This is a genomic window from Clostridium sp. YIM B02500, from assembly GCF_022324665.1.
Lineage (GTDB): Bacteria > Bacillota > Clostridia > Clostridiales > Clostridiaceae > Clostridium > Clostridium beijerinckii.
This window is the reverse complement of sequence record NZ_JAKGTE010000022.1, coordinates 1-26,754: the sequence shown is the minus strand read 5'-3', so window position 1 is coordinate 26,754 and position 26,754 is coordinate 1. Positions and strand designations below refer to the sequence as shown.

Below are 26,754 nucleotides of genomic sequence, written 5' to 3'. Positions count from 1 at the left end.
AATAAATTATAAAAAAGAGAGGAAAAGAGATGAAATTAAAGAAAATTATTTTATCAAGTTTAATATTATTATTACTAATGACAATTGGGGTGTATGCAGCAGGTAAGCATATAGTAGATGATGGCAAAGTTTTAAAACAAGATACTATTAATACTGTTGAAGAAAACTTAGCCAAGATAGAAAAGAATACAGATGTAATAGTTAAATTTGATATAGTCAAAACATTGAATGGAAAAAGTATTGATGATTACTCTAAAGAATATGCAAAGAGCAATATAAGTGGAGAGCAGTACATTTTATTTGTAACATCAATAGGTGATAAGAAAAATAAAATTTTAGTTGGAGATAAGGCAAATGACATTTTGTCTCAATCAGATATATCTAATATTGTAGCATTACCAAATTCAGACTTTAAAGCTAACAATTTTGATAGTGGAATTATGAAAGTTGGAAAGGCACTCGATGAAAAAGTTACAACTAAGGCAGTTAATACTGGCAAAGCTGAAGTGGTAAAGGATGGTTATTCAAAAACTGTATCGCATAAAACAAATTATTTTGGGGTATTTATTATTATAATAGCTATCATAGTAATTGCAATAATATTATTTAAAGTCATAAAAAATAAAATGAATAAAGATTATGAAGAAAGAAAAAAGAAATTCGCTGAGGAAAATAATTTAGAATCATATTTAGATTCTGATGATAACTCATTTCATTCAGGTAATATAAGTAAAAGTGAAACAAAACAAAATTATTCAAGTCATGGAAATGACTCTGATTATAGAAACAATAATGAGTCTTCTTCTAATTTTAATAACAATAATTCAGCTTTTAATAATAACTCAACAAGGACATCAGATAATGGATCAAACAATTATGATACATATCCTTCAGGCGGCCATGTAAATAATACTACTATAATAAATAACAACAATAGTAATAATGATTTTCTAGAAGGTATGATCGTAGGTGAAATGGTATCTGAATCTTCACGTAACCATCATGAACATTATAATGAGCATTATCATGAAGAACATGGATATAGAGATGATAACGAACATTATAGGGACACTTCATCATATACTTCTAATAGCTTGGATAATGATAGTTCTAAGGAGTCTAACTCATCATCAGATTCAAGTAGCGATTCAGTATATTTATCTGGTAATTGGGATTCAGATAACAGTACAAGCAGTTGGGACTCAGATGGCGATTCAAGTTCAGATTCAGATAGTTCATCATCTAGTTGGGGATCAGATGATGACTCAAGTTCAAGATCAGAAGAATCATCATCTAGTTGGGATTCAGATAGCGACTCAAGTTCAGATGACTCATCATCTAGCTCAGATTCTGGATCTAGTGATTGGTAAAATAAGATGGACAAAACCAATTTATTATTAAGTAAATTTAAAGCAAAAGTAACTAATAGAATTACATCATATAAAAATTGAATAAGGTGACATCAGTAGAATATGCTATGGATGCAGAATTTACTGATAAGTAATTACACAAAGAGTTGATTTAACATTTGTATTGTGCTAAAATTAAATTACAATTTTCAGATTACAAATTATAATTTAATTATATATTTAAGTTTTCTAGGGTTCCGCAGTTTGTAACTGGCAGGTCCGAGAGAAAACACATAGTTTATACTATGTTCACGGAAGGATAAAAGCCTGGGAGATATTTTACAATATCTCCTTGGCTTTTTTTATTTTTATTATTAAGGAGGCACAGTTTAATGAAAAAATTTATTATTGAAAATGATTTTTGGAGTCTATTTCCTAATGCGAGGATAGGTGTTGTTATTTGCCAAGGTATAGATAACTCAATAAAAGATGAAGACAAGTATAAGAATATGATTTGCAATTCAGAAAAGGAAGCTTTGAAATATTTAAGTAATATAGAATTCAGTAGTAATGAAGTTATAAAAGTATGGAGAGAAGCATTTAAAAAGTTTAAAACAAAGAAAGGCGCAAGATCATCCATTGAGGCATTACTAAAGCGAGTGAATAATGGAAATAATTTAGGAACTATTAATCCATTAGTTGATATTTATAATTCTATTTCATTAAGATATGGACTGCCATGTGGTGGTGAGGATATAGATAAATTTGCAGGAGATATAAGGTTAACTATTGCCGTTGGAAATGAGGAATTTATTCCACTTGGAACAGATGAAAATTCACCTCCATATGAAGGAGAAGTAGTTTACAAAGATGATAAAGGTGCAATATGCAGATGTTTTAATTGGCGTGAAGCAGTGAGAACAATGCTTACTGAAAATACAAAAAATGCTCTTTTATGCATTGAATTAATCGATGAAAGAAGAGCAGAAGAGTTTGAGAATGCTCTAAAGGATTTATCAAAAGTCGTACAGGATAGTTTAGGTGGACTAAGTAAAGTCTCGATTCTTGACATTAATAATAAAGAAGTAACAATAGAGTAATTTGCAGGAGGATAAATTAATGAGTAGTTTCAGTTATAAAGATATTTATATTGAGGATGGAAAAAGAGTACTGGAGGTTAACATACTTCCTGAAAAGCATTGTAACTTTGATTGTATATTTTGTCCTATTGGAAGGTCGCAAAATAAGGTGGATACTCAGAAGTCATTTGATGAAATGGATAATTCATTAAAAGAACTAAAAAGTATGATAGAAAATGCTAATGCAGAATTAATCTTTATTAACTCCAAAGGGGAGGCGCTAGTTAATGATAAAATTGGTTATATAATTGACCTAATTAAAGATAAAGGTTTACCAGTACGACTGCTATCTAATGGATATTTACTAGGCAGAGATGAATACATAGAAATAGCCAATAGATGTGATGAGGTTATTGGGGAAATAAAAACAATAACAGAAGAAGATTTTCAAAAAATCCAAAGGCCAATCGAAGGATATACTCTTAATGAATATATTTCAAATATGGTTTCCTTTAATAAACAGTACAATGGAAAATTTATATTTGAGGTTACTATAATTAAGGGATATAACGATGATGAGGAGTCAATTCAGAAGATGAAAAAAATTATTAAAGAAATATCTCCTGATAAGATAATATTTGAAAGAATGGAAGATGAAAGATTTAAGAAAAAGCTTGGTATAACTGATGAAAGATTTGAGGAGATCTTAAAGGAATTACTAAATAGTTAATGAAAATATTACCTAATGTTTATAATAAGAAATTTATAAGCCAAATTGTTTGATAACTTTTAAAGTAGCAAAACTATACAGTCTATGAACTATATCTATTTATAAATATTATAGGGAGAGTGAAATTTATGACATGGTTAATGTTAATTGTTGCAGGTTTATTTGAAACGGGATGGGCTATAGGTTTAAAGTATTCAGAAGGATTTACAAGGCTTATACCAAGTGTATTTACGATAATTGGTATGATAGCAAGTTTCTATTTTTTATCGTTGGCATTAAAGAGTCTTCCTTTAGGCACTGCATACGCAATTTGGACTGGAATTGGTACAGTTGGAACTGTAGCTTTAGGAATAATACTATTTAAAGAACCTGTTGATATAATTAGACTAATTTGTATTGGATTTATAGTGATTGGGATAGTTGGATTAAAGATTGTATCTTCACATTAACGTAAGGATTTATACTTACCTTATTGTTGAAAGAGAATTTGCGATATATTTTATAGCTGAAATAATGCATAATTATAGAAAATTTAGCATTAAAGCAAATTAAAAAGGCACTGCAGAAGTGCCTTTTAAGAAAAAGTCAAAAGAATATTATTATATATTATAAATCTATAATCATATTTAAGAGGGGCTATAGGAATTTCAGTGGAGTTAGCGGGTATTCGAATAAGTTGTTGTATTTTTCTATCAGCATCGACAACTATTAATAGCCCTTCAACATAAGGCTCATGATTCTGGACTTTATAGCTAACATTTTCTCTTAAATTCAAATCTTTCATGGCATAAAAGCCCTGGGAATACGTTTTTAACTGAGCGGTAATTGTTATTGTATTAAAGGTAAATAATAGGAGTAAAAAGATAGAAAGAGTATATATGAATTTTTTCATTTGATAAGCCTTCTTTCATAATTTTAAGGTATATACTATATAACTAAAATTATTATGTGAGGATGTAATAAAAATATTCATTAAAAGTTATGCTCTAAAAGTGAGAAGCCAAGTTTTATATTTAGGTTCTTAAGTTTAGAGCATTTTATATTGTGGTGGAAGAATTTTATATATAAACTTTTGAGTTTATTAAATAGTCTATTTATAGTAGAGAGGGAATGTCGTAGATGCAAGCTATTTGATAAAAAATGTGCATGGTGTATTTACTACGCACTTTCCACATACTTCACTACCTATACTGTTTGGTTCATCACCAGATTCATCGGTGTAAGAACTTCCAAACTCTGTATATAATTCTGCATTTTTCATTAGTACCACATAGCATTTGTGTCTATCATATCCATCTAAAGTTAATGCACCTGATGGACAATGTTTTACACATACACCACAGCTTCCATTCTTTTTATACAAGCAAAGCTCTTCTTTTAAAGGCGAATCTGCTTTTACATCTAGATTTGTTACAATGGTGTTATACCTTCCACAGCATCCAACCTTAGATATAAGCATATTATTGATACCAAAGGTTCCAAGACCAGCAGCTCTTGCAAAATGACGATGAGACCAATTGCTTTTTAATATCTTCTGGTCAAATGTAGAAGCTTCTGGCGAAATATCTGCATGATATCCAAGTCTCCGCAGTTCTGATATCATATATTCATTAAGCTTAACAAACATTGCATTAGTTTCTTCATAAGCTAATGCCCATTCGGGAGAGGAAACATCACCAGGAGTTCCATTGGTTCTAGCCAATTCTTTAGTGAATGGGACAAAGTATGCTATGACAATTGATGCATCGGAAAGTACATCTGTTGGTAATTTATGAGTTGGTGTAATAAGCTCCTTAAAATTTAAAATGTAAGGATCATTAGCATCAGCAAAACCTACTAAAGGCTCACCCCATTTTGTTGAAATATCATCTTGCTTCTCATATTCTTTAACAAAGTTTTTTATCAATTTAGTGATTTTTTCTTTCATACTAAAGCATATCCTCTCTTTATATAAGCTAATTCTTTTAACATTTATAATTTTAGGTAAGTTCATACAATAAGCACGACTATTATTTTGGATATCTATATTATATCGCTTCTGTTAGATAAATCTTTGCTAAAATACAGTTGTTTTTTAGTCTATTTTTTGATGTTTCTTCTAAACTCAGCAGGTGATATTTTTTCTAAGTTTTTAAATACCTTGGTAAATGATGAATTGTGTTCATAGCCAACCATTTGAGAAATTTGCAAAACTGTTAAGTTTGTATTTAAAAGGAGTTCTTTTGCTCTTTTTACTCTTAAATTTTGTATGTATTCAGTAGGAGAAACACTCATATTATTTTTAAACCATTCACTATAATAACTGACGTTGTAATGCTCTATATCTGCTAGCTTTTTTAAATCAATATCTTCGGTAAAATTATCATTAATATATTTAATGGAATTAGGTGAATTTTCAGTAGTAATAAAATTATAAAAGTAGAGGAATAAGTTATTTATGGAACTAGATGTTTTGTGAACATCAGCTTCATTTAACAATAAATATCTTATTGCCTTCCATTTTTCATCAAACAAAATATCCTGTCCACCACACATTTTTTCCATGTCATATTTGTTGAGCATTTTATCAGGTATATCTAATACTAAGAATTCATTACTATTATCAGCATTAAAAGTATGTTTGCAATCTGGAGGAAGAAAGAATAATGAATCATCTTTTAAATCTAATTTCTTATAATCAGTTTCTATAGAAAGGGCACCTTTAAGTGGCAAGATAAGTTGTCCATATTCATGAGCATGAGTATTACTTTTAAAATTATATATTCTACGCTCACATTTTATATTATCCAAGAGTATTACTCCTTTCTTTTTTTATAATTTACGATTGATATATTAAATTTATTATAGCATAGATATGGAGGTGCTATTTTAGATACCATACCTCCAATAAGCTATTATGATAATAGTCAGTCATACAATTTGTGATTCATGTTATTTAACAACACTTTATTTGGTTAAAGATTGTAGAACTGCTGAGCTTGGCGGACATGTATATGAATCTTCTTAAATCATTCCATCGAACTTATGTTAATTGATTTGTATTGAGAAGGAGATACTCCTACATATTTTTTGAAGCATTTGCTAAAGTAAAAAATATCATTAAAACCAACTAAAGATGAAACATCAGATACTGTATGACCATCTTTTAGTAAATCTTTTGATTTACGAATTCGTATATCAATTAGATATGAAATGGGAGATTTCCCTGTGACATTTTTAAAAATATTTTCTAAATAGGATGGGCTTATATTAATAGCCAATGATAGATCATTCAATGTTAACTTATCAGTAAAATGATCTGTCATATATGAAATCACTTTTTCAACTTTACGTATATTATCGTAATTAAAATCATTTTCGAAGTTTTTTTGTAAAAGTAGAGATAAAATTTCTGAAAATATAGCTCTACCCTTAATAACTCGATTATGTTTTTCAAATAACCAAGTTCTTGTGAACTTAGAAAATAAGTCTAACAGATGAGAAAATAAGAATTTATCTTCAATCTTATTTATGCTGGAAAAAGGTAATTCTGCATTACGTAGTTCCCAACTATCACCATTGAAATAAGGCAATGTATATAGGAAATCTATAGTATAACACTTCATTAAGTTATCTGGAAAAGTATATCCCTTACGAGAATCGCCTGGTCTGTAATATACAAGACTTCCTTTAGTAACTTTAAATTCACTGTTGTTACATGTTAACACAGCTTCACCATCATAAACGAAAATAATGTTATGTTTATCGTAGATAGGGGAACCTTTGAATTGCCAATTAGGAGTACATTCACGATTGGCTACATATGTAATTTGTGTAAAAATATTTTCGAAATCTTCGATATTGAACAAGTTAATAAGAATCGCTCCTTTCTAAATTTCATTTTGTTATTTATGTAGATAGTAATCTGAACTATTGACATATATATGACTGGCATTCGATGAAGCATTGAATAATTGAGCACGTATAACTTCTCTATAAAATATAGTAATATAGTACAAATATAAGCACATTGTACATGTTTTATGTAATCGAATTAATATACAATATACCTGAAGATAAAGAACCTAATAACAGAGTCTGGATAGCTGTTTCTATTATAATTGTTCATTCTATATTATTGCAATAGTTCTAGTGAATATTTCATTATATTAAATGGAATTATACAAATCAGACACGTATGTAAATTAGAAATTAATGTCTGAATTTGTTGATTTAAAAAAAGGATGAACTGGAAGAAGCTATCTTAAAAAAGGAGGAAAGTCTTATGAAAACAGTTATGATTAACAAACCAAATGATTTGCAAATAATAGAAATGGATAAGCCTGCAATAACTGAGCATGATAATGTATTGATAAAAATGAAAGCGGCTGGAATTTGTGGTTCTGATGTGCATATCTATCATGGACAAAACGCAGCGGCTACTTATCCAAGAGTTATTGGTCATGAAATGGTAGGAGAAGTAGTAGAGGTTGGTAGTAATGTTACTAAGATTAAAGTTGGAGATAGAGTAATTGTAGATCAAGTGGTAAATTGTGGTGAGTGTTATGCATGTAGAAAAGGAAGGGGAAATGTTTGCGCTAGCTTAAAGGTAAGAGGGGTACATATTCATGGTGGATATCGTGAGTATATTGCAGTACCAGAATCTGATGTATATGTATTACCAGATAATTTATCATATGAAGATGCAGTAATGATTGAACCAGCTACCATTGCAGTACAAAGTTGTTCAAGAGCAGAGCTTTCTAAAGAAGATACTTTACTTATTCTTGGATGTGGTGCTCTAGGCAGCAGCATATTAAAAATTGCAAGATTAAGTGGAGCTACTATTATAGCAGTAGATGTAGTAGATGAAAAAATAGAAGAAGCGAAGAAAAATGGTGCCACATATGGAATTAATCTTTTAAAAGAAGATGTTGTAGCAAAAGCTAGAGAATTAACTGGCGGATACGGTCCAACAGTTTCTATAGATGCAGCTTGCACAAAAGATTCTCTTGCTACACTTTTAGAGTTAACAGGAAATGCAGGTAGAGTAATTACAATGGGATTCTCTGTAGAACCAACAGCTGTTACACAATTCAAAATTACTGCAAAAGAATTGGATGTAAGGGGCTCTAGGTTACAAAATAAAAAATTCCAGGAGGTTCTTAACTTAGTTGCAGAAGAAAAGTTAGATTTAACAAATAGCATTTCTCATAAATTTAATTTTTTAGATGCACAAAAGGCATTTGATTTCGTAGATAGTAGGGATCCTAGTATTAGAAAAATTGTACTGACTTTTGATAATTAAACAAAATTTATAGAATAATAATATTGTAAATTAAGGAAAAACAAAAGTTCATAAAAAACTTATCTAATATTAGAAAACTTACACAAGCTATAAAATTGTCAAAGAAAAATATTATCTATGTAAATGTTTAAATAATGCAAGAATTTAAACAAAAAATGAAATGGAGGATTTGTTTATGACAAGAGTATCTTTTGAAACAATGAAAAATGAAATTAAGCGTGTATTATTATCAGTTGGAATGGAAGAGAAAAAAGCTGATATTTGTGCACAAATTCACACAGAAAGCAGTGCAGATGGAGTTTATTCACATGGGTTAAATCGTGTTAGCAGATTTGTTGATTATGCAAAAAAGGGATGGGTTGATGTTAATGCGGAGCCTACTTTGGTGAATAAATTTTCTTCAGTAGAAAACTATGAGGGAAATATGGGGCCAGGAATACTTAATGCTAAGTTTGCAATGAATCGTGCCATGGAAATAGCTTCGAGTCAGGGGATTGGACTTGTTACTCTAAAAAATACAACTCACTGGATGAGAGGCGGAACATATGGATGGGATGCAGCTAATAAAGGTTATATAGGTATTTTGTGGACAAACACAGAATCTTGTATGCCTGCATGGGGATCTAAAAGTACTTGTGTAGGAAATAATCCTTTTATTATGGCAGTTCCAAGAGAAAAGGGAAATATAGTTCTAGATATGGCTATGTCTCAATATTCTTATGGAAAATTACAAGTTACACGATTAAAAAACGAATTGCTTCCTTTCCCTGGAGGATTTGACAAAGAAGGTAATTTAACTTCAGAACCAGGACCAATTGAAGAAAGTATGAGAATACTACCTATGGGTTACTGGAAAGGTTCAGGATTTTCAATATTATTAGATGTAATATCAGCTGTAATATCAGGTGGATTAGCTACTGCTGAGATAGATAAAGTTCAAAAAGGAAGTTGTGGAAGTTGCAATCAAGTATTTATTGCGATAGATCCATATAAAATACTAGGAAAAGATCAGGTTGAACAATTACTTGATAATACTGTAGAATATATTAAAGGGGCTCAACCAACAAAAGATGGAGGAGAAATATATTATCCTGGAGAAAATTCAAAGAATAAAAGAGAAGATCAAATGAAAAATGGAATTATTGTAGATGACGGTGTTTGGAATGAATTGTTAAATTTATAGATGAAGGAGTGATTATAAAATGATATTTGGAGATTTGAATCATTTAGAAATTGAAAAAAATATATATCCAGCAGCAATAGTTAAAGCACTTGAATTTTTAAAAAATACAGATTTTAATGTATTAGAGAATGGAACATATGAAATTCAAGGAGACGAAATTTTTGCAAAGATATTTGAAACAGAAACTGCGGTTTTGGATGAAAGAAGGCCAGAAACGCATGGTAAATTTATAGATATACAATATTCTCTTGATGGCAAGGAGATTATCGGGTTTGCTAGAAAAACAGGAGAGCAAAAAATTAATGAAAATCTTTTGGAGAATGATGATAATATCTTCTATGAAAATGATATAAAAGATGAAATTTATTTAAAAATGAATCCTGGTACTTTTGCTATATTTTTTCCTTATGATGTCCATAGACCTGCATGTAATTTGGAAAAAAATGAAAAGATAAGAAAAGTAGTAGTAAAAGTATCGGTAAAATGTATGTAGCACTAATGATATAAATGATGTCTGAAATTATAAAAATAAAAGAGATCATATAGGATTAAAATCTGTTAATTGAAGATTAAACGGTAGAATAAAGTCAAAAAGATTTATGAAAAAAAGTGGACAAATTCTATCTTCCTAATAAGTTACTATATTAAAGATTAAGGAGGATAGAATGTCTACACAAAAATATGTATGAACATTTCTTATTTACAGATGAGAGAAATAGAATACCAACTTTAAGAATATTTCTCTGTCTACAATATTTTTCTCACCACTTACTAATCTTTTTTATCATAAAATATTAAATTTCTTTTTTCTGTATTGAGAGGGAGTACACCCTAGTGTTTTATGAAATATTTCCGTAAAATAGCTTGAACCTGTAAATCCACATTGAAGTGCTATTTCAGTAACTGAAAGGGAAGAAACCTTTAGCAGTTCAATGCTCTTTTCTAAACGATATTCTGTTAAATAAGAAACAGGAGTCTTATTCAAAATAAGCTTAAAAATATCACAACAGCTACTGCGACATACATTTCCTGCAGCAGCAATCTCATTTAAAGTAATTTTTTTCTGATAATTTTTCTGTATGTATCCTATCATATTATGCATAGCCTCAAGTTTTTTATCATCAGCTGTTTCTTGAATGGAAATGCTCTCCTTTATATTGCTATAAAGGCTTAAACATATTACATTAAAAAGGCTCATGACATGTAATTCAAAGCCATCTTTTTCTTCATTACATAATTTATAAATGTTTTTCAAAGTCTCAATTAGGTTTCTTTGCCAGATGATTTCTGGATTCAATATAAAAAATGGGTTGGAGGTATCTTCACATACCGGCAGTATATAAGTTTCTTTAATTCTTGCAATATTAGAAAGAAGAAATGGTGGAAACAAAATACATATAAAACTACAATCAGAGCCATCAGTAGAATATCCATAATGCATTTGTTCAGAATTTATAAAAATTGCCTGTCCTTCTCGCAATTCATAGCTTTTTCCATTTACGGAATAGGACATTTTACCCTTTAAAAGCAATGTGAACTCCCAATCGGTATGCCAATGGTTAGCAGCAGCCATAGCTGGATAGTCTGAAAGCAAGGACTTTTTTGCACGAATAGGAAAATCCGCGAAGTTATAAGATACAACTTCTGAGTTATCATTTAATAGTGTCATCTTTAACATAGTTTCCCCTCCAAACGGTATGAATATCAATTAATATACTATTGTTATAAAAATATAATTTATTCTTATATTTTTAGTAGTCATCATGGAATATTATTATAATATGAACAATGAAAGAAAGCAATTGAAGAAGAAAGTGATTTTCATGGGAAAACTAAACCTAGTATATCTATAGGGGGAACTGATTGTGAGAGGGATGAAGAGAATATTATATCAGAATTAAAATCTTTTCTGTAGTCATATTAATTTGAAAAGGTGGAAAAAGAGAAATGAAAGCCAAAAGACTAAAGTTAGATAAGGCAGATATGGTATTTATTGGGCTTGTTATAATAAATATATGTGCATCCTACCTTGTTGGGAGCACAGGAATTTATGCGGCTACAGCTTTTCGTGAATATGGCAGGATAGATTTGTTTAATGCTATGTTTGTAATAGAACCACTAGCAAGAAGTATATCATTACTTATTTCTGGTAGAGCAGGAGAATATTTTGGACGTAAACGATTGTATATATGGAGTGTAGGTGCGTTTGCTTTAAGCGTTGGAATTAGTGCCGCAGCATCAAGTGGAACTGTATTTCTTATTGCTAGAGGAGCTTCAGGTTTCTTTTGGGGACTATTTTTTGCAAATGTATTTACTATGATAAACGATATAGTATCGGAAGAAGAGTATCCAGTTAGGATTGGAATTATGCAGACAGTTTATTCATTGACACTCATTTTGGGTCCAGTACTTTGTGGAATATTTACAGAGAGATGGAGTTGGAGGATATCCCTTGCTATACTGTTTCCTTTATTTATAATTGGAATGATATTTGTGGGATTTTTTATGACAAGAAGTAAAACAAAAAATAGAATCATTATAAAAAGCAGCATAAAGGAATATGATAAAGGAGAAAATCTTCATATAAATAGAAGCAATAAAGAAGAATTATTTATTGTAAAATTACTAAAACAAAAGGGATATGTAACAATTATTTTAATTACTTTTATAGCTACATGCATTTCATGTAGTGGTAATTACATACCACTTTATGCACAGACAGTATTAGGAGCAAACACTACCATTAGTGCTGTTGTTCTTGCTCCTTGCAATATCTTTGTTATGATATTATCGAGTGCCTCTGGCATATATATTTCAAAGAAAGGTTGTACAAAGATGATTTTTATATTGATGTCGGGCGCTATTTTGATAGGAACACTTATTTATGTATTAACATTGTTTATATCAAGTTACTTTGTGATTATATTATCTACTGCAATTATTGGTATTGGAGTTGGAATACATCAAGTTGTTCCATTTGCATTTGCACAGAGGCATTTAGATGATAAACTAATTGCAGAAGGAATATCATTTATTAGCTTTGTACAAGGTATTGCAGGAGTTATTGCAGGAATGATATATTCAGCAACAATGAGAAATGGAATAGCATTTTCATTGGCATTTACAGTTGTTTATAGTGTTTCTTTAATATTAATTGCTATATTTAAATACAAAGTACCTCAAGGTGAAAAATAAGTATTTTATACTAATGAAGTTTTGCAGATGTTAGATATTAATAGAATAATTATATAGATGAAGAAAAGGGGAATAGAAAGATGAATCAAAAGGAAAGAATGCTAGCAGGATTACCATATAAAGCTTGGTTAGATGGACTTAGTGAAGAAAGAATGGAAAATAAGCTAAAAATACATGAATATAATTTACTTCGTCCAGATGAAATGAATAGAATGGAGGAACTTATTAAAGATATTTTAGGTAAGACTGGTGATAAAGTTTGTATAGAGCAGCCATTTCACTGTGATTATGGTAAAAATATTGAAGTAGGCAATAACTTTTTTGCTAATTATAACTGCACGATATTAGATGTAGGAAAGGTAATAATAGGTGAGAATGTTTTGTTTGCACCTAATGTATCAATTTATACTGCTGGGCATCCAATTCATCCAGAGTCAAGAAATTCAGGTTATGAGTATGGAATTGACGTTATAATTGGTGATAATGTTTGGGTAGGTGGAAGTGTTGTAATAAATCCAGGTGTTAAAATAGGGAATAATGTTGTAATTGGTTCTGGAAGTGTAGTTACTAAAGACCTTCCAGATAATGTGATAGCGGTAGGAAATCCATGTAGGGTTGTACGTGAGATTACGGAAGAAGATCGTAAATATTATTATAAAAACAATGAGTTTGATGTTGATGATTACAATGTTTAATTGTATTTAATGGGTCAGCGTAGAAATTTTAAGTCAATGGTAAAGGAAGTGCAAATATGAAAATAGAACATGTAGCTATATGGACTAAGGATATAGAAAAATTAAGAGACTTTTATGTTACTTACTTTGAAGGAATTGCTGGAGATAAATATATTAATCATAAAAAACAATTTGAATCATATTTTATTAAATTCGATTCAGGAGCAAGACTTGAAGTCATGCAGATGCCAACAATTCCTTCAAATTTAAATGATACAATTAATCAATATATTGGGTTAATTCATATTGCCATTTCTGTAGGCAGTGTTGAAAAAGTTAATAATCTTACTGAGTCATTAAGGAATGCAGGTTATGAGGTAGTAAGTGAACCTCGTTATACTGGAGATGGATATTATGAAAGTTGTATTTTGGATCCAGATGGGAATAGAATAGAAATAACTGAGTAAGACTAATAACTTTAGGAGATATAATAATATAAAGGATATTTTACAGATGTAGTTTTCAATAAAAATATGTGTTTATTTTTTAGTGAAAATTGATATAATATAAGTAAGATTCTAAATCTATGATTTATTTAATAAAACTTGCATATAGTGTAAGGAAATAGTATAAAAATGAAAATAGTGAAAAGCATACTGCAATATGCTTTTCACTATAGTATATAATTCTAGTTGCTTAGGCAACTGGTATCACTAAGATTTTTATTAAAAAAATAGTAGCCTTCCAATTGAACCTGGGGCTACTATTTTTTTGAGATTTTTTCTATAAGAACCACTATCAATGTTAGCAGCGATATTAAGAATAATCCACCTTGAAATAGTAATGTTAAAACGTCATTACTGATAAGTATCACCTCCCTTCAAAAAAAGAGGTAAGTGATACCAGTAGCCCACAAAACCATTGAATTATACATGGAAATTATATCATAATATTTAAAAGGTTTCCATATGAGAGATGGCAAGAATATATAAAAATCTATTATTGTACATATTAATTTCTGAAATCATGGTAAATAAAAAGTTGAACAACATCATACAAGAACTATTTTAATTTCTATGATATTCTTAGAAAACAGACATAAGGAAAGGAGGAAAATAGATGTTAAACGAAGTTAGGACTGTTTGTTTTGATACAGAGCTAAGCATAGAGGCTTATAACTTTAAAGGTATCATGCAGAAGTTTCCAAATCACTTTCACGACTACTATGTTATTGGGTTTATTGAGAATGGAAAAAGATATTTGTCGTGCAAAAATAAGCAGTACATTATAGAAACAGGGGATTTAATAGTGTTCAATCCTGGTGATATTCATACATGCGAACAAATTGATGACAGGACACTCGATTATAGGTGCATTAATATTAAAAAAGATGTTATGAAAAAAATCACTTTTGAAATAACAGGAAAAGAGTACCTACCTAATTTTATGGAATTTGTTTTATTCCGTAATGAACTTACATCTTCCTTAAAAGAGTTACATCTTATGATAATGGAGGAGGAGAAGAATTTAAAAAAAGATGAATTGTTTCTATTAATAATGGAGCAATTGATAAGGGAATATTCAAACCCAGTTTCTGAAATTAATATACAGGAAGCTAGTGCAGAAATTAAGACAGTGTGCGATTATCTAGAAAATAATTATATGGAAAATATCACATTGAATCAATTAAGCAATTTAACTGGATTAAGTAAATATTATTTGTTACATTCTTTTACTAAGCAAAAGGGAATATCACCATATAATTATCTTCAAACAATTCGTATTAGTAAGGCGAAAAAAATGCTGGAACAAGGAGTTGCTCCAATAGACGTAGCATTCAAAACAGGATTCACAGACCAAAGTCATTTTACAAACTTTTTTAAAAAGTTAATTGGATTAACTCCAAAGCAATATATGAATATTTTTATTAATAGATGTAGGAGTAAAGAAAATGAGTAATAACAAAGTTAAAGCAGGACATTTATCAGCAGTTATGACAATATTAATTTGGGGGACAACCTTCATTTCAACTAAAGTATTATTAAAAGATTTTACACCAATTGAAATTTTGATCTTTAGATTTGTAATTGGATATCTTACATTGCTTTGCATATGCCCATATCATATTAAAAAGGTTGAATTTAAACAAGAACTTTATTTTGCAGCGGCTGGATTAGCAGGAGTAACCTTGTATTTCCTTTGTGAAAATATCGCATTGAGCTATACCCTTGCAACTAATGTAGGTGTAATTATTTCAATTGCTCCATTTTTTACAGCTGTTTTTGCCAATCTGTTTTTAGATAATGAAAAGTTAACATCATACTTTTTCATTGGACTTACAATAGCAATAATAGGGATACTTCTTATAGAGTTTAACGGAAAATTTGTTTTAAAATTAAATCCATTTGGTGATATATTAGCAATACTTGCTGCTATTTTATGGGCTGTTTATTCTGTTGTCATGAAGAAAATTAGTCAATTTCAATACAATACCATTATCTGTACCCGTAAAGTATTTTTTTATGGATTAATTTTTATGATACCTGCCATATTTATTTGTGATTTTAAGCTTCAATTATATAGATTTACTGATGTATCAAATCTAATGAATATCTTATATTTAGGTTTTGGAGCATCTGCACTATGCTTTGTAACTTGGAATTGGTCAGTTAAGATTTTGGGAGTGGTGAAAACAAGCATATATATTTATATGGTGCCTGTAATAACCGCTGCTTCATCTGCTGTTATTTTACATGAGAAAATAACCTTTATTTCAATTATAGGAATTATCTTAACATTATTAGGGCTATTTATTTCTGATGGAAAACAGATTATAAGATTTAGGAGAGAAGTAGAAGATGTAGGAGAAAGATACAAAGAAAATGCACTATAACAATGTTTCTAATTCCAATGGATTATTGCATAAGTCTAAATTAAAAGCTGAGTATCTATATTAAATCACATCAAATTATATTTACATGCTTGTATAATAGTGGTACAATTTAATTCCTCAATATATAGTAATATATTGGAATTTTAAAGAAAGGTTTGGTAATGAAATATGATAGATGCAAAAGTATTGATAGAAAAAGCATTTGAGGCACAAGAGTTTTGTTATACTCCATACTCTAATTTTAATGTAGGTGCGGCTTTACTTTGTGATGATGGAACAATATATCAGGGCTGCAATATAGAAAATGCAGCATTTACACCAACAAACTGTGCAGAAAGAACAGCTTTCTTTAAAGCAATTTCTGAAGGGAAAAAAGAATTTACTGCAATAGCAGTGGTAGGAAATAAAAAAGGGGTAAAACCTGGCGAAGGAGATTTTTGTGCACCTTGTGCAGTATGTAGGCAAGTTATGGCAGAGTTCTGTGATCTAAAGACTTTTAAAATAATTATTGCTAAAAGCACAGAAGAATATTTAGAACATACATTAGAAGAACTTCTACCTTTAGCATTTACTGGTAAGAATTTAAAATAGATTATTAATATTATATATAAATTCTGAATAATATAGTTCATTCTTTAGTTAATATGAATTGTATATTAGAATTGTCAAATAACTACTTCAATATAACGCTGTACCCAACAGAGAATATAAGTTTTCTGTTGGGTTTATTTTATTGCTTAATATATGATTGTTAAACGATTCTTTGATTATTACATAAGAAATATTTTCTCCAATTGCAGATAAGCTTAATAATTCAAAATTAAAAATGGAACTGGATAATTTAGCATTAAAATACGTTTAAAATACAGATTACAAGAGATAAGACAAGTTATAAAATAGTAGAGCCAATTAGTGGAGCTACTATTTTATAATTTATGTAACATGGCATATTTAATAAATGGTTCGATATAACTATTACACATTAAGCTTTAAAGGGGATATTAAATCTGTGGTGTTTGTAATTATTTTTATTATTATGTAAAAAGTGGTATAATACGAAGATGGTCATGCTTATTATGATAAACGGGGGCATATTATGAATATACCAATAATAAAAGTAAAAAATTTAGTGAAAAAATATGATGATAGATTGATTTTTGATGATATAAGTTTAGATATAATGAAAGGCGAAAGTATTGCTTTAACAGGACATAATGGTATGGGGAAAAGCACATTAATAAAGATTTTGTGCGGTCTTACAAGTATAACTTCTGGGGAGGTTATTCGAGACAAGAATCTTAAATTTAATTATATTCCAGAGAATTTTTCACCTCTTAATATAAAAGCAGGTGAATATATTAAGTTAATAGGAGAAATAGAAGGAATATCAAAAGATGATTTTGTGAAGAAAACTAATTACTTATATAAGGAGTTTAACTTAGAAAATATGATAAACATTTCTATGAAAAACTTATCTAAAGGTACCCTGCAAAAGATTTCCGTAGTTCAGGCACTTTTGTCAAAACCAGATATTTTGTTATTAGATGAGCCACTATCTGGACAGGACAGTGATTCACAAAAAACGTTTATTAGAATGGTAAGAGAGCTTATAAAAGATGGCGTTACAGTAATAATGTCATGTCACGAATTATTTTTAATAGATCAATTATCCAGTAGAATATTACAGGTTAAAGATTCTGAAATATTTGAGATTAAGAGGGAAGATATTAGTCCTGAGAAACATGCTTTAATGACTTTTTATAGAAAGGAAGTAGATAAATCTTTTGTGACTCAAAATATTTATGGAATTTATGATTATCAGGAAAATGAGAATTATATAGAATTCAAAACAAAAGTAAGCGAAAGCAATAGGGTTTTAGTAGAAATGATTAATAATGGTTATACTTTAAAGTATTTTGAAAGGTAAAAGGAATGTAGCTTATGTTAATATCGGTATTAAAATATAATTTTAAAATGTACATGAAATCTCACAAATATATAATGCCTTTTTTTATATGTATAATATATATGGTAATGGCTTATTCCATAAGATTACTTGATATTGTAGGCAGCATGGTATCTTCAGCAGCCTTTCTCTTTGCTTTAATGACATGGATTGGTTTTACTTATTGCAGCAATATAGAATTAATTGCGGAAGAAGTTTTAATATTAAAATTAAGGAGTCATACACGCTATTGGATATCTAAAATTATTTTTATGGGTGTAGTAGGAGTATTTTTTTCTATATTATCTGTTGGATTTCCTATTATTTATAATTTAATTTGTAATGTTTTTAAATATCCTGTTACATTCAGAGATATAGTTGTTTCATTTATTATCCACATGTTTTTATCAATAATAGGAGCATTAATTGGTATGTTATTGCAACCAAGAATAATATCAAATAGAAAAATGGCCATACTAGGTGCAATCTTTATTGTATTAATGAGTATAATTAAAGGACCAGTAATTAATGAGGTTCCATATTCAAAATATGTGATGTGGATTTTTCCTCCTATAAATGAAGTTTCAACAGCATATTTAAATCTTATGCATTTTAATATAGCTAATTTAATTATGCCATTAATTATTATGATAATTTACATTTTTATAGAGAGTTTTATATTAATAAAGAGAATGAAAAAAGTATTATTTTAATATGAGGTGAAAAATATGCTAATAAATACAGAGAGATTAATTATTCGTGATTTTCAACATAAAGATAAAGAAAATTTAATGAAAATCATATGGCAAAAAGATGTAATAAGGTTTATGAAAGACTGGTCTGAAAATAGCACTGTTAAAGGAAGGCTTTCAGGTTATATTGATTGGCTTCAGGCACAAAAGGATTCAAAGGATATTTATGAAAATAAAAGATATGCTGTGACATTAAAGGAAACAGATGAGTTAATTGGCATGGTTGGAATGGGATTAGAAGATACACTAAATGAAGTGGAAATGGCATACTTTATAGATGAAGATCATGTTGGAAATGGATATGCAACAGAAGCACTAAAGGCATTGTATGAATGGTGCATAAGCGTATCAGACATTCCATATATGATTCTTACTATCGATTGTGAAAATATCGCGTCATGTAAAGTGGCGGAAAAAGCGCAATTTAAATTGTTTGAGAAAAGAACTCCAATTGGTCACAAGCAACCTAATATGGAGAGTGATAGTTACTTCTACTATCGCAAATATCGGTAAAGTTTTGATGATTCTTATTGTAATTAATTATTTTAACTTTGTATAGAAAGATAATTAGAATGGTTATGAAACAAATATACAATTCCATAATATTATTGAAAATTTAAAATTAATATATAGAAAAGTTGTATTAATATTGAATAAATATGAGTGCTAAATAAAGATATTTGGTTATATGTAAAAATATCAATAAAGGAGTAAAATTAAAATGGCAAAAGAAGTAGATGAATCTTTAGATAATCTAAAAATTAAAAATGTTAATATAGAGAAAGATTATAAACTAAATTTAAGAAAAGAAACTCAAAATTTCATAATTTGTTACACTGAATTTGATAAAAAATGCATAGATAAAGTGTCTAATGTCCTTGAAGATAACTATAATAGGATTACTAATAACTTAAATAAGCAACTTAACGAAAAATTAACGATAGAAATACACCCAGACCATAATGAACTTCATATGGCTTTAGGATTTCCAAATGCGCCTGACTGGGTGAGAGGCGGAATTGGTGTGGGTAAAATTGTAATAGCATCACCTTTAAATCCACCACCAGGTTCCGATTTTTATAACGTATTAAATACAGCGGTTCACGAATTTGTACACATGATAGTAAATAAGATAAATGATAATACACCTAGATGGCTAAATGAAGGAATAGCATGTTATGAAGCAAAAGACAATAATGAAAACTGGATAATAAAAACTGTTCAAAATGGATTAGAAAATAATATTATTCCTACATTTAAAGAACTAGATACAGGAGCGGATTTTGAAACTTTCTTTGCACGTAATGGATATCAATACTCATATACCATAGTAGAGTCAATAATTAAACTATTTGGATATGAAAAGTTACGCAACTTAATAAAGGAACCAAATAGTATTGTAGAGATTTTTGGAATGACAGAAGAGGAGCTTCAAGATAAATGGATTGATTATATAAAAGTGAATTACCTGCAAAGGTAGTATAAATAAGAATTTATTTTTAGGAGATACAATGAAAATAAGAGAAGAATATACGTGTCCTTTAGAACTAGTACACGATATGATTAAAGGAAAATGGAAATCTATTATATTATGGCGATTGCGATTAGGTCCTACATCATTAACTAAGTTAGAAAGAGATATTGATGGGATTAATCAAAAAATGCTATTAGAGCAATTAAAAGAATTAATTGATTATGGATTTGTGGAAAAGAAATCATTTGATGGTTATCCTCTTCGTGTGGAATACTCTTTAACAATGGATATGGGAATGAAGATTATAGATGCCCTAAAAATCATGCAATCCATTGGGATTGATTACTTAAAGGAACATGGTATGGAAAAGACATTGATTGAAAAAAAGGTTATTCCAGAGTAATACCCACAAAAAAGTTAGTAATTTACGTTATAAAAGCTCTTTGCTATAATTTGCCTATAAATAATAGCTTTGGAGGTAATATATGATAGCAACAAGTGCAGGTATTATAAATGGGATTATTCAAGATCAATATGGTAGTCGTGGAGAACATTTTAATGAGAATGGAGTTCCAACTTTTTCTCTTCCATTAAAAATTGAAAATGCTCCAGTAAATACTGCTTCATTTGCAATAGTATTAGAAGATAAAGATGCCTATCCAGTAACAGGAGGTTTTGCTTGGATACATTGGCTTGCAGCGAATATTACAAGGAGTGAATTGAAAGATAATGAGAGCCAGACAGCAGGGGATTTTATACAAGGCACAAATAGCTGGACTAGCTTGCAGGGTAATCAGCAATCAAAAGAACTTTCTTGTTATTATGGTGGTATGACACCACCAGATAAGGCACATGTTTATGAGCTTCATGTTTTTGCTTTAGATAAACTGCTAAATCTAAAAAAAGGATTTTTATTAAATGAATTATATCATGAAATGGATGGACATATTTTGGAGCAATATACTCTAAAGGGAATTTATAAGAATTAAATTGTATGTTCTCACTTTGTAAACAATAATCAGTCTAAGAGAGCAATTGAAAAGTCTGGATTTAAGTATGCTAAAGCGAATGATAATAAAGTTTATTACTGCTTGAACAAAAGCGATTTTTAATTATACTCTATATTTCCAGAGTCATTAAGTATTAAAAATATATAATATATTGCCACAATATGATAAAATATTAGAGAATTTTGTTACTTGAGGTGATTTGATGGTAAAATGGAAGGCGGATTATGAAGTTGGGGTAAAACGCATTGATGAGCAGCATGAAAAATTATTTGAAATAGCAGATCGTGCTTATAAACTATTAACAAATGATTTTATACTTGATAAGTATGATAGAATTACTGAAATACTTGGGGAGTTAAAAGAGTATACTATATTTCATTTTAAATCTGAAGAGGAATATATGTTGAGTGTAGGATATAAAAAATTCTTATCACATAAAGTAATACATGAAGATTTTATAAAATCTATTGATAATATTGATTTACACGAAATAGATTTAAATCAAGATGAGTCAGTAAAGAAGATATTAGAATTTGTTGTAGATTGGATAGACAAGCATATTTTAAATGAAGATAAGTTTATAGTAGAGAATTAGTAAGACTATTTTAGCTGTTAAGCTAGTGTTCAGAAAACTATATTATAATAAATATTGTAAAAAAGTTTTCATTAGTATACCTTAATTAATTGTGCAGCCACTAGTTGGCTGTATTTTTTTGTCGTAATTTTTGTTACGAAAAAGTAAAAGAAGTTATTAAAATTTTCGAATATAGCCATATAGGGATTTTGAAATAAAATTTATGGGGTGGTTTATATGGAAATAAAATTAAATGAGATTGAAATGTTAACAATATTACAAGCATTAGAAGTTCTACATGATCAAGCTACAGAATATAAAGACCTTATATATGAGGATAATAAAGATTTTCTAGTGGATATAAATAAAACTAGAATGGTACATAATAAGTTATTAGTTCAAGCTAAAAATGAAGGGATAATTAAGAAAAAAGTCAGCTTGATTTAAAAGAAGAGATGAAGGCAGGTTAAACAGAGGTGTTTAATCTGCCTTTCATTATATTAATTAAAATAAAAGTACTTTAGGATAAATAATTTCTATTTATAGTGAGATATATCTCCGTATAATAGTATTTTTGGCACTCCATTTTCTACGTGTATTTTTGAAAGGCTAGCTGATTCTATGTCTGGATTTTCACAAATATCACATATATTTTGATTCATGAAATGTGACATAATAACTTTTGAGGTAATTCTATGTGTAACGATAATAATACTTTTGCCTTGATTTAAATTAATGATTTCTTCAATTGATGGGATGACCCTAGCTTTCAATTCCTCATAAGATTCTCCTTCATCAGTTGGAACATATACAGAAGGGTTATTCCAAAAATTTTCCCAAGTTTCAGGATACTTATTAATAATATCTGTTTGATTCATGCCCTCCCATTTTCCCATATGGATTTCTTTCAATTCTTTCATTGTGTTTATAGGAATGTTTCGATTATGCTGGATGATTTTAGCAGTATCATAAGCGCGTTTACTTTCACTAGAGTATATCAAATCAACTTTTTCATTCATAAGTCTATCACTCAGTTTTTGAGCCTGAGATATGCCAACCTTTGTTAAAGGGGAATCTTTATGGCCTTGCATTCGTTTTTCTAGATTCCACTTTGTTTGTCCATGTCTAATTAAATATAAAACAGTTTGTCCCATAGTTCGCTCCTAAATATTTTATTATAAAAAATGCCGGCAATAATTTATAAAGAGAGTATATCAAAACAAAATCTATATGTATAATATATGTTATTATTATATTCATAAATAAAATATATGAATGGAGAAAATATGAATTTACATGGATTAAGATTGTTTTATATAGTAGCTAAAGCAGGAAGTGTAACAGTTGCATCAGAGAAATTAAAAATTAGTCAACCAGCAATTACATCACAAATTAAAAAGTTTGAAAGAGAAAATGGTATTACATTATTTTTACCACAGGGCAGAGGCATTTGTTTAAGTGAAATAGGTGAACAATTGGTAAAAGAAGCAGATGCAGTTTTTAAAATAGAAAATAGAATGGAAGCATTAATAGATAATTATAAAAAAGGTAAAAATGGTACATTAAAAATAGCCGGAAATTATCTTTCAACAAATTTTCTAATACCAATGTGGGCGGCTAAATTAAAAAAAGAGAATAAAGATATAAATGTTGAGATTAATACATTAAATACTGAAGAAGCCATTGATCATCTCATCTCATATAAAGTAGATGTTGCAGTTTTAGGGGGTGGAGCAATGAAATATACAGACAGAATTGATACCATTAAAATAAGGGATGATGATTTATGGTTTGTAGCTTCACTAAATCACAAATATGCAAACAAAAAGGTTAGTATAAATGATATTATGCTAGAACCATTTATAATGCGGGAAAAAGGAAGTTATGCTAGAGTACTTTTGGAATCACTTTGCCATATTAGCAGCATTAAAGTTCCTGACATAGCTCTTGAATTTAATGGGCTACATGAAACTCTTATGGCATCTACGTCTGGATATGGTGTGAGTTTTTGTTCATCAATTGCTGCTAAAGAATTCATTGACATGGGGAAATTGGCTAGAATTTATGTAGATAATGTTGATCTAAAAAATGAAATTGTTATTTGTACACGTAAGAATGAAAAGATATCTAATTTAACTGAGAAGTTTATTTCTATCATTAATAATTAAATGCTTAATAAAAATTAAACTATATTTAAAGTTGAGATTATATATACGTTGCAATTCACGATGCACATTTCACAATTAAGGCTGAAATTCTTGCAATATTTTTAGAATCATTATGAAGGATTATTTTGGCAGTGTATATTATAAATTTAATGTATTATTGTTGCGGTATAAGTACCATAATCTTAATTAAGATAAGTAAACTTCCCACTAAATGCCTAGTATAAATCTTTTTAATGAAATATAAAATAAGATATATTTGATTATGCGATTTAAATCTTCAAATAAATATATTAAATTTATATGTTATTCAGATAAAGAATTATACGGAGGATAAAAATGAAAAGATTCAATGTTATATTACATAATATAATTATTATATTTATTATAACGACTATTATGTTATCTTGTGCTAGTACAACAGTTAATGCAAGCCAGATCTTTATTAAAAATAGACTAATTAACGTTGCAGTGTTGCTAGATAGCTTTGACGATATTTATATATCATTAATACGTCAAAATTTAGAAGAAATTCAAAAGGAGAATGAAGGAAAAATAAAATTTACTTTTTATGATGGCAAAAATGATCAATCAGTACAAAATTCAAGCATAGATGAATTAATTAAAAAAAGAGGTGTTGATCTATTCTTGGTAAATTTAGTTACAACACATAGCACACAAGAAGTTATTGAGAAGGTTAAAAGAGTAAATATTCCGATAATTTTATTTAGCAGAGAGCCTGCTGCTATTGACTCCATAAAATCCTATAATAAGTGTTGTTATGTTGGAACTATGGTAGAAGAAGCTGGATTATTGCAAGGAGGAATTATTTCTAATCTATGGAATGAGAAAAAATCATTTATAGATAAAAATAAAGATAATGTACTGCAATATATTATGTTAATGGGGCAGGAAAATAATTTAGATTCAGTTAAAGAAACTGAGTATTCTATTCTAAAAGTTAACAATTCTAAAATAAAAACTCAAGAACTTGCAGTAAGAGCCTGTAATTGGAATGAAGATGAGGCTAAAGAAGTTATTAAAGCATTATTTTTACAATATGGAAATAGGATTGAAGCAATATTTGCAAATAATGATCCTATGGCTATAGGCGCTATTAAAGCATTACAAGAATATGGTTATAATAAAGGAGAAAATACGCCAACAATACCGGTAGTTGGAATTGAGGCAATACCAGAAGCCAGAGAATTAATTGATGCTGGCATGATGACTGGTTCCGTATTTCAAGACCCATCAGAGGTTGCTAAAGTTCTTTACAATGTTGGAATGAACTATGTTTATAATAGAAATCCATTATATGGTACAAATTACGAATTTGATGAAACAGGAATCTCAGTCCGTCTTCCTTATCAGGAATATTTGGGTAAGTAATAATGATACGTATTATGCAAAACATGTATGATTTTCAGGTAAATCAGTTATAATATTCGTGGATAAATTAAACATATTAAAAATTATTAAAGGTAGATTGGGTAGGAATACTTAATCTATTTTTTGTTTTTAATAATTGGAGAAAAGCAGTAGATAAAAAACTACTGCTATATATTATATTTAAACTAACTGCAGAAAGTAGTGAAGGTACCATGATCAGATTGCAAATTAAATATGAGAAATATTCTCTATATTATATACTATATAAAATTACGAGAAAATAGTTACTTTAGATAGCAATAAAAATAAAAAGATTTAATGTAATATTGAATAAGATAATTATTATATTATTAGAAATATTTGAATAAGCAATGATAATGTCGTTATAATAATTATTTCGTGGTGATTAAATAGTAGCATGTTTATTAGCTATGTTATAATAAATGTAGAAGAGTAGTTGGTTGAATAATTATGTATATTATATGAAAGGAATGATAAGAATGACAGAAGTACCGATGTGTCAGAGTTGTGGGTTACCGTTTAATGAAGAACATGCACATTTTATAGCAAAAGAGCAAGACGGATGTGCGAGTATTTATTGTACAAATTGCTATAAAGACGGAAAATTTATTGATCCAAATATGTCTATGAAAGAAATGGTGGAGTTAATTGTACCGGTTTTGGGAAAAGTAATAGGGGAAGAAGAAGCAAGAAAAGAAATGACAACATTATTACCAACTCTTAAACGTTGGAGACAATAATGATTTGAGTTAAATTTAATAAACAATATGTGTATAGTTATAAATTACTAGAAAACAATAGTAAGTTGTAAAATTGTCTTATTAAAGAAGTTTAATTTATTATTTTTTATGTGTAATACAAAAAAGACTTATTTGCAATATAACAACATAAATTCAGTTTTACATAAAAATAAAGATTGATTAGAGAAGGATATCTGATTTATCTTTATTTTTTTGCGCAAAAACCTGCTAAGAAAAATCAACACTTTTTTAGTAGGTTTTTTAAAATAAATATTTATATTTAGAGGCATC

At 28.9% G+C, this 26,754-nt stretch carries 31 protein-coding genes and 1 riboswitch; of the genes, 24 read left to right on the top strand and 7 right to left on the bottom strand.

Annotated elements, in window-relative coordinates; genetic code table 11:
• The first annotated feature begins 29 nt into the window (after window positions 1–29).
• The 4 genes from L1S46_RS17240 (at window position 30) to sugE (ending at window position 3,607) form a co-directional block, all read left to right on the top strand.
• On the top strand, window positions 30–1,370 hold the full coding sequence (locus L1S46_RS17240) for a TPM domain-containing protein (RefSeq protein WP_238900520.1): 1,341 nt from the start codon (window positions 30–32) through the stop codon (window positions 1,368–1,370).
• Between the two features lie 217 nt (window positions 1,371–1,587).
• Window positions 1,588–1,685, top strand: a riboswitch (guanidine-I (ykkC/yxkD leader).
• A gap of 56 nt (window positions 1,686–1,741) precedes the next feature.
• The gene (locus L1S46_RS17235; protein WP_238900519.1) at window positions 1,742–2,449 is read left to right on the top strand and encodes a B3/4 domain-containing protein; all 708 of its coding nucleotides are present in this window, start codon (window positions 1,742–1,744) and stop codon (window positions 2,447–2,449) included.
• 19 nt (window positions 2,450–2,468) lie between these two features.
• Complete coding sequence (locus tag L1S46_RS17230) at window positions 2,469–3,158, top strand: radical SAM protein (RefSeq protein ID WP_238900518.1); 690 nt, start codon at window positions 2,469–2,471, stop codon at window positions 3,156–3,158.
• A gap of 128 nt (window positions 3,159–3,286) precedes the next feature.
• Complete coding sequence (gene sugE / locus L1S46_RS17225) at window positions 3,287–3,607, top strand: quaternary ammonium compound efflux SMR transporter SugE (protein ID WP_012059620.1); 321 nt, start codon at window positions 3,287–3,289, stop codon at window positions 3,605–3,607.
• A gap of 125 nt (window positions 3,608–3,732) precedes the next feature.
• Here the strand turns inward: sugE and L1S46_RS17220 are convergent, their stop codons facing one another.
• The 4 genes from L1S46_RS17220 to L1S46_RS17205 all read right to left on the bottom strand — a co-directional run bounded on the left by L1S46_RS17220 (window position 3,733) and on the right by L1S46_RS17205 (window position 7,006).
• Window positions 3,733–4,050: a hypothetical protein gene (locus tag L1S46_RS17220; RefSeq protein ID WP_238900517.1), complete on the bottom strand. Its 318-nt coding sequence runs from the start codon at window positions 4,048–4,050 to the stop codon at window positions 3,733–3,735.
• 234 nt (window positions 4,051–4,284) lie between these two features.
• Complete coding sequence (locus L1S46_RS17215) at window positions 4,285–5,085, bottom strand: epoxyqueuosine reductase (protein ID WP_238900516.1); 801 nt, start codon at window positions 5,083–5,085, stop codon at window positions 4,285–4,287.
• A gap of 152 nt (window positions 5,086–5,237) precedes the next feature.
• Entirely contained in the window at window positions 5,238–5,948 is a 711-nt protein-coding gene (locus tag L1S46_RS17210) for an AraC family transcriptional regulator (protein WP_238900515.1), read from the bottom strand.
• A gap of 218 nt (window positions 5,949–6,166) precedes the next feature.
• Complete coding sequence (locus L1S46_RS17205) at window positions 6,167–7,006, bottom strand: AraC family transcriptional regulator (RefSeq protein ID WP_238900514.1); 840 nt, start codon at window positions 7,004–7,006, stop codon at window positions 6,167–6,169.
• 416 nt (window positions 7,007–7,422) lie between these two features.
• Between L1S46_RS17205 and L1S46_RS17200 the strand changes: the two genes are divergently transcribed.
• The 3 genes from L1S46_RS17200 to L1S46_RS17190 all read left to right on the top strand — a co-directional run bounded on the left by L1S46_RS17200 (window position 7,423) and on the right by L1S46_RS17190 (window position 10,121).
• Entirely contained in the window at window positions 7,423–8,445 is a 1,023-nt protein-coding gene (locus L1S46_RS17200; RefSeq protein ID WP_238900513.1) for a zinc-binding alcohol dehydrogenase family protein, read from the top strand.
• Between the two features lie 175 nt (window positions 8,446–8,620).
• Complete coding sequence (yiaK, locus tag L1S46_RS17195; protein ID WP_343217273.1) at window positions 8,621–9,628, top strand: 3-dehydro-L-gulonate 2-dehydrogenase; 1,008 nt, start codon at window positions 8,621–8,623, stop codon at window positions 9,626–9,628.
• Between the two features lie 19 nt (window positions 9,629–9,647).
• Complete coding sequence (locus L1S46_RS17190; protein WP_238900512.1) at window positions 9,648–10,121, top strand: YhcH/YjgK/YiaL family protein; 474 nt, start codon at window positions 9,648–9,650, stop codon at window positions 10,119–10,121.
• Between the two features lie 291 nt (window positions 10,122–10,412).
• Here L1S46_RS17190 and L1S46_RS17185 read toward each other — a convergent pair whose 3' ends face one another.
• Window positions 10,413–11,306, bottom strand: coding sequence for a helix-turn-helix domain-containing protein (locus L1S46_RS17185; RefSeq protein WP_238900511.1), 894 nt, complete (start codon window positions 11,304–11,306; stop codon window positions 10,413–10,415).
• Between the two features lie 269 nt (window positions 11,307–11,575).
• Here L1S46_RS17185 and L1S46_RS17180 point away from each other — a divergent pair, with 269 nt between their 5' ends.
• The 3 genes from L1S46_RS17180 (at window position 11,576) to L1S46_RS17170 (ending at window position 13,964) form a co-directional block, all read left to right on the top strand.
• On the top strand, window positions 11,576–12,823 hold the full coding sequence (locus L1S46_RS17180) for an MFS transporter (RefSeq protein ID WP_238900510.1): 1,248 nt from the start codon (window positions 11,576–11,578) through the stop codon (window positions 12,821–12,823).
• Between the two features lie 80 nt (window positions 12,824–12,903).
• Window positions 12,904–13,518 carry a sugar O-acetyltransferase gene (locus L1S46_RS17175; RefSeq protein WP_238900509.1) on the top strand — a complete coding sequence of 205 codons (615 nt, stop codon included), beginning with the start codon at window positions 12,904–12,906 and terminating at the stop codon, window positions 13,516–13,518.
• Window positions 13,519–13,574: 56 nt separating this feature from the next.
• A complete protein-coding gene (locus L1S46_RS17170; protein WP_077831321.1) occupies window positions 13,575–13,964 on the top strand; it encodes a VOC family protein in 390 nt (129 codons plus the stop codon).
• Window positions 13,965–14,260: 296 nt separating this feature from the next.
• On the opposite strand, the gene L1S46_RS17165 is transcribed toward L1S46_RS17170, so the two are convergent.
• Window positions 14,261–14,371, bottom strand: a complete 111-nt coding sequence (locus L1S46_RS17165) for a putative holin-like toxin (protein WP_236886675.1) — start codon at window positions 14,369–14,371, stop codon at window positions 14,261–14,263.
• A 245-nt stretch (window positions 14,372–14,616) separates the two neighbouring features.
• Between L1S46_RS17165 and L1S46_RS17160 the strand changes: the two genes are divergently transcribed.
• The 11 genes from L1S46_RS17160 (at window position 14,617) to L1S46_RS17110 (ending at window position 22,592) form a co-directional block, all read left to right on the top strand.
• Window positions 14,617–15,456, top strand: a complete 840-nt coding sequence (locus tag L1S46_RS17160; protein ID WP_238900508.1) for an AraC family transcriptional regulator — start codon at window positions 14,617–14,619, stop codon at window positions 15,454–15,456.
• The gene (locus L1S46_RS17155; RefSeq protein WP_238900507.1) at window positions 15,449–16,390 is read left to right on the top strand and encodes a DMT family transporter; all 942 of its coding nucleotides are present in this window, start codon (window positions 15,449–15,451) and stop codon (window positions 16,388–16,390) included. The genes L1S46_RS17160 and L1S46_RS17155 overlap by 8 nt, the downstream gene beginning before the upstream one ends.
• 168 nt (window positions 16,391–16,558) lie before the next feature.
• Window positions 16,559–16,981, top strand: a complete 423-nt coding sequence (locus tag L1S46_RS17150) for a cytidine deaminase (RefSeq protein WP_077855983.1) — start codon at window positions 16,559–16,561, stop codon at window positions 16,979–16,981.
• Window positions 16,982–17,486: 505 nt separating this feature from the next.
• Complete coding sequence (locus L1S46_RS17145) at window positions 17,487–18,317, top strand: ABC transporter ATP-binding protein (protein ID WP_238900506.1); 831 nt, start codon at window positions 17,487–17,489, stop codon at window positions 18,315–18,317.
• A gap of 107 nt (window positions 18,318–18,424) precedes the next feature.
• Window positions 18,425–19,048: a hypothetical protein gene (locus L1S46_RS17140; RefSeq protein ID WP_238900505.1), complete on the top strand. Its 624-nt coding sequence runs from the start codon at window positions 18,425–18,427 to the stop codon at window positions 19,046–19,048.
• Window positions 19,049–19,063: 15 nt separating this feature from the next.
• On the top strand, window positions 19,064–19,600 hold the full coding sequence (locus L1S46_RS17135) for a GNAT family N-acetyltransferase (protein ID WP_238900504.1): 537 nt from the start codon (window positions 19,064–19,066) through the stop codon (window positions 19,598–19,600).
• A 208-nt stretch (window positions 19,601–19,808) separates the two neighbouring features.
• Window positions 19,809–20,567: a peptidase MA family metallohydrolase gene (locus L1S46_RS17130; protein ID WP_238900503.1), complete on the top strand. Its 759-nt coding sequence runs from the start codon at window positions 19,809–19,811 to the stop codon at window positions 20,565–20,567.
• 31 nt (window positions 20,568–20,598) lie between these two features.
• Window positions 20,599–20,964: a helix-turn-helix domain-containing protein gene (locus L1S46_RS17125; RefSeq protein WP_238900502.1), complete on the top strand. Its 366-nt coding sequence runs from the start codon at window positions 20,599–20,601 to the stop codon at window positions 20,962–20,964.
• An 82-nt stretch (window positions 20,965–21,046) separates the two neighbouring features.
• Window positions 21,047–21,550 (top strand): YbhB/YbcL family Raf kinase inhibitor-like protein, encoded by a 504-nt coding sequence (locus tag L1S46_RS17120; protein ID WP_238900501.1) that lies wholly within the window; start codon window positions 21,047–21,049, stop codon window positions 21,548–21,550.
• A gap of 223 nt (window positions 21,551–21,773) precedes the next feature.
• The gene (locus L1S46_RS17115) at window positions 21,774–22,166 is read left to right on the top strand and encodes a hemerythrin family protein (protein WP_238900500.1); all 393 of its coding nucleotides are present in this window, start codon (window positions 21,774–21,776) and stop codon (window positions 22,164–22,166) included.
• A 216-nt stretch (window positions 22,167–22,382) separates the two neighbouring features.
• Window positions 22,383–22,592 carry a hypothetical protein gene (locus tag L1S46_RS17110; protein WP_017210934.1) on the top strand — a complete coding sequence of 70 codons (210 nt, stop codon included), beginning with the start codon at window positions 22,383–22,385 and terminating at the stop codon, window positions 22,590–22,592.
• A gap of 89 nt (window positions 22,593–22,681) precedes the next feature.
• Here the strand turns inward: L1S46_RS17110 and L1S46_RS17105 are convergent, their stop codons facing one another.
• A complete protein-coding gene (locus L1S46_RS17105; protein WP_238900499.1) occupies window positions 22,682–23,299 on the bottom strand; it encodes a histidine phosphatase family protein in 618 nt (205 codons plus the stop codon).
• A 132-nt stretch (window positions 23,300–23,431) separates the two neighbouring features.
• Between L1S46_RS17105 and L1S46_RS17100 the strand changes: the two genes are divergently transcribed.
• From L1S46_RS17100 to L1S46_RS17090, 3 genes are all read left to right on the top strand, one after another.
• Window positions 23,432–24,313 carry a LysR family transcriptional regulator gene (locus L1S46_RS17100; RefSeq protein WP_238900498.1) on the top strand — a complete coding sequence of 294 codons (882 nt, stop codon included), beginning with the start codon at window positions 23,432–23,434 and terminating at the stop codon, window positions 24,311–24,313.
• A 336-nt stretch (window positions 24,314–24,649) separates the two neighbouring features.
• A complete protein-coding gene (locus L1S46_RS17095; protein ID WP_238900497.1) occupies window positions 24,650–25,702 on the top strand; it encodes a galactose ABC transporter substrate-binding protein in 1,053 nt (350 codons plus the stop codon).
• 482 nt (window positions 25,703–26,184) lie between these two features.
• The gene (locus tag L1S46_RS17090) at window positions 26,185–26,463 is read left to right on the top strand and encodes a zinc ribbon domain-containing protein (protein ID WP_238900496.1); all 279 of its coding nucleotides are present in this window, start codon (window positions 26,185–26,187) and stop codon (window positions 26,461–26,463) included.
• Window positions 26,464–26,754: the final 291 nt, after the last annotated feature.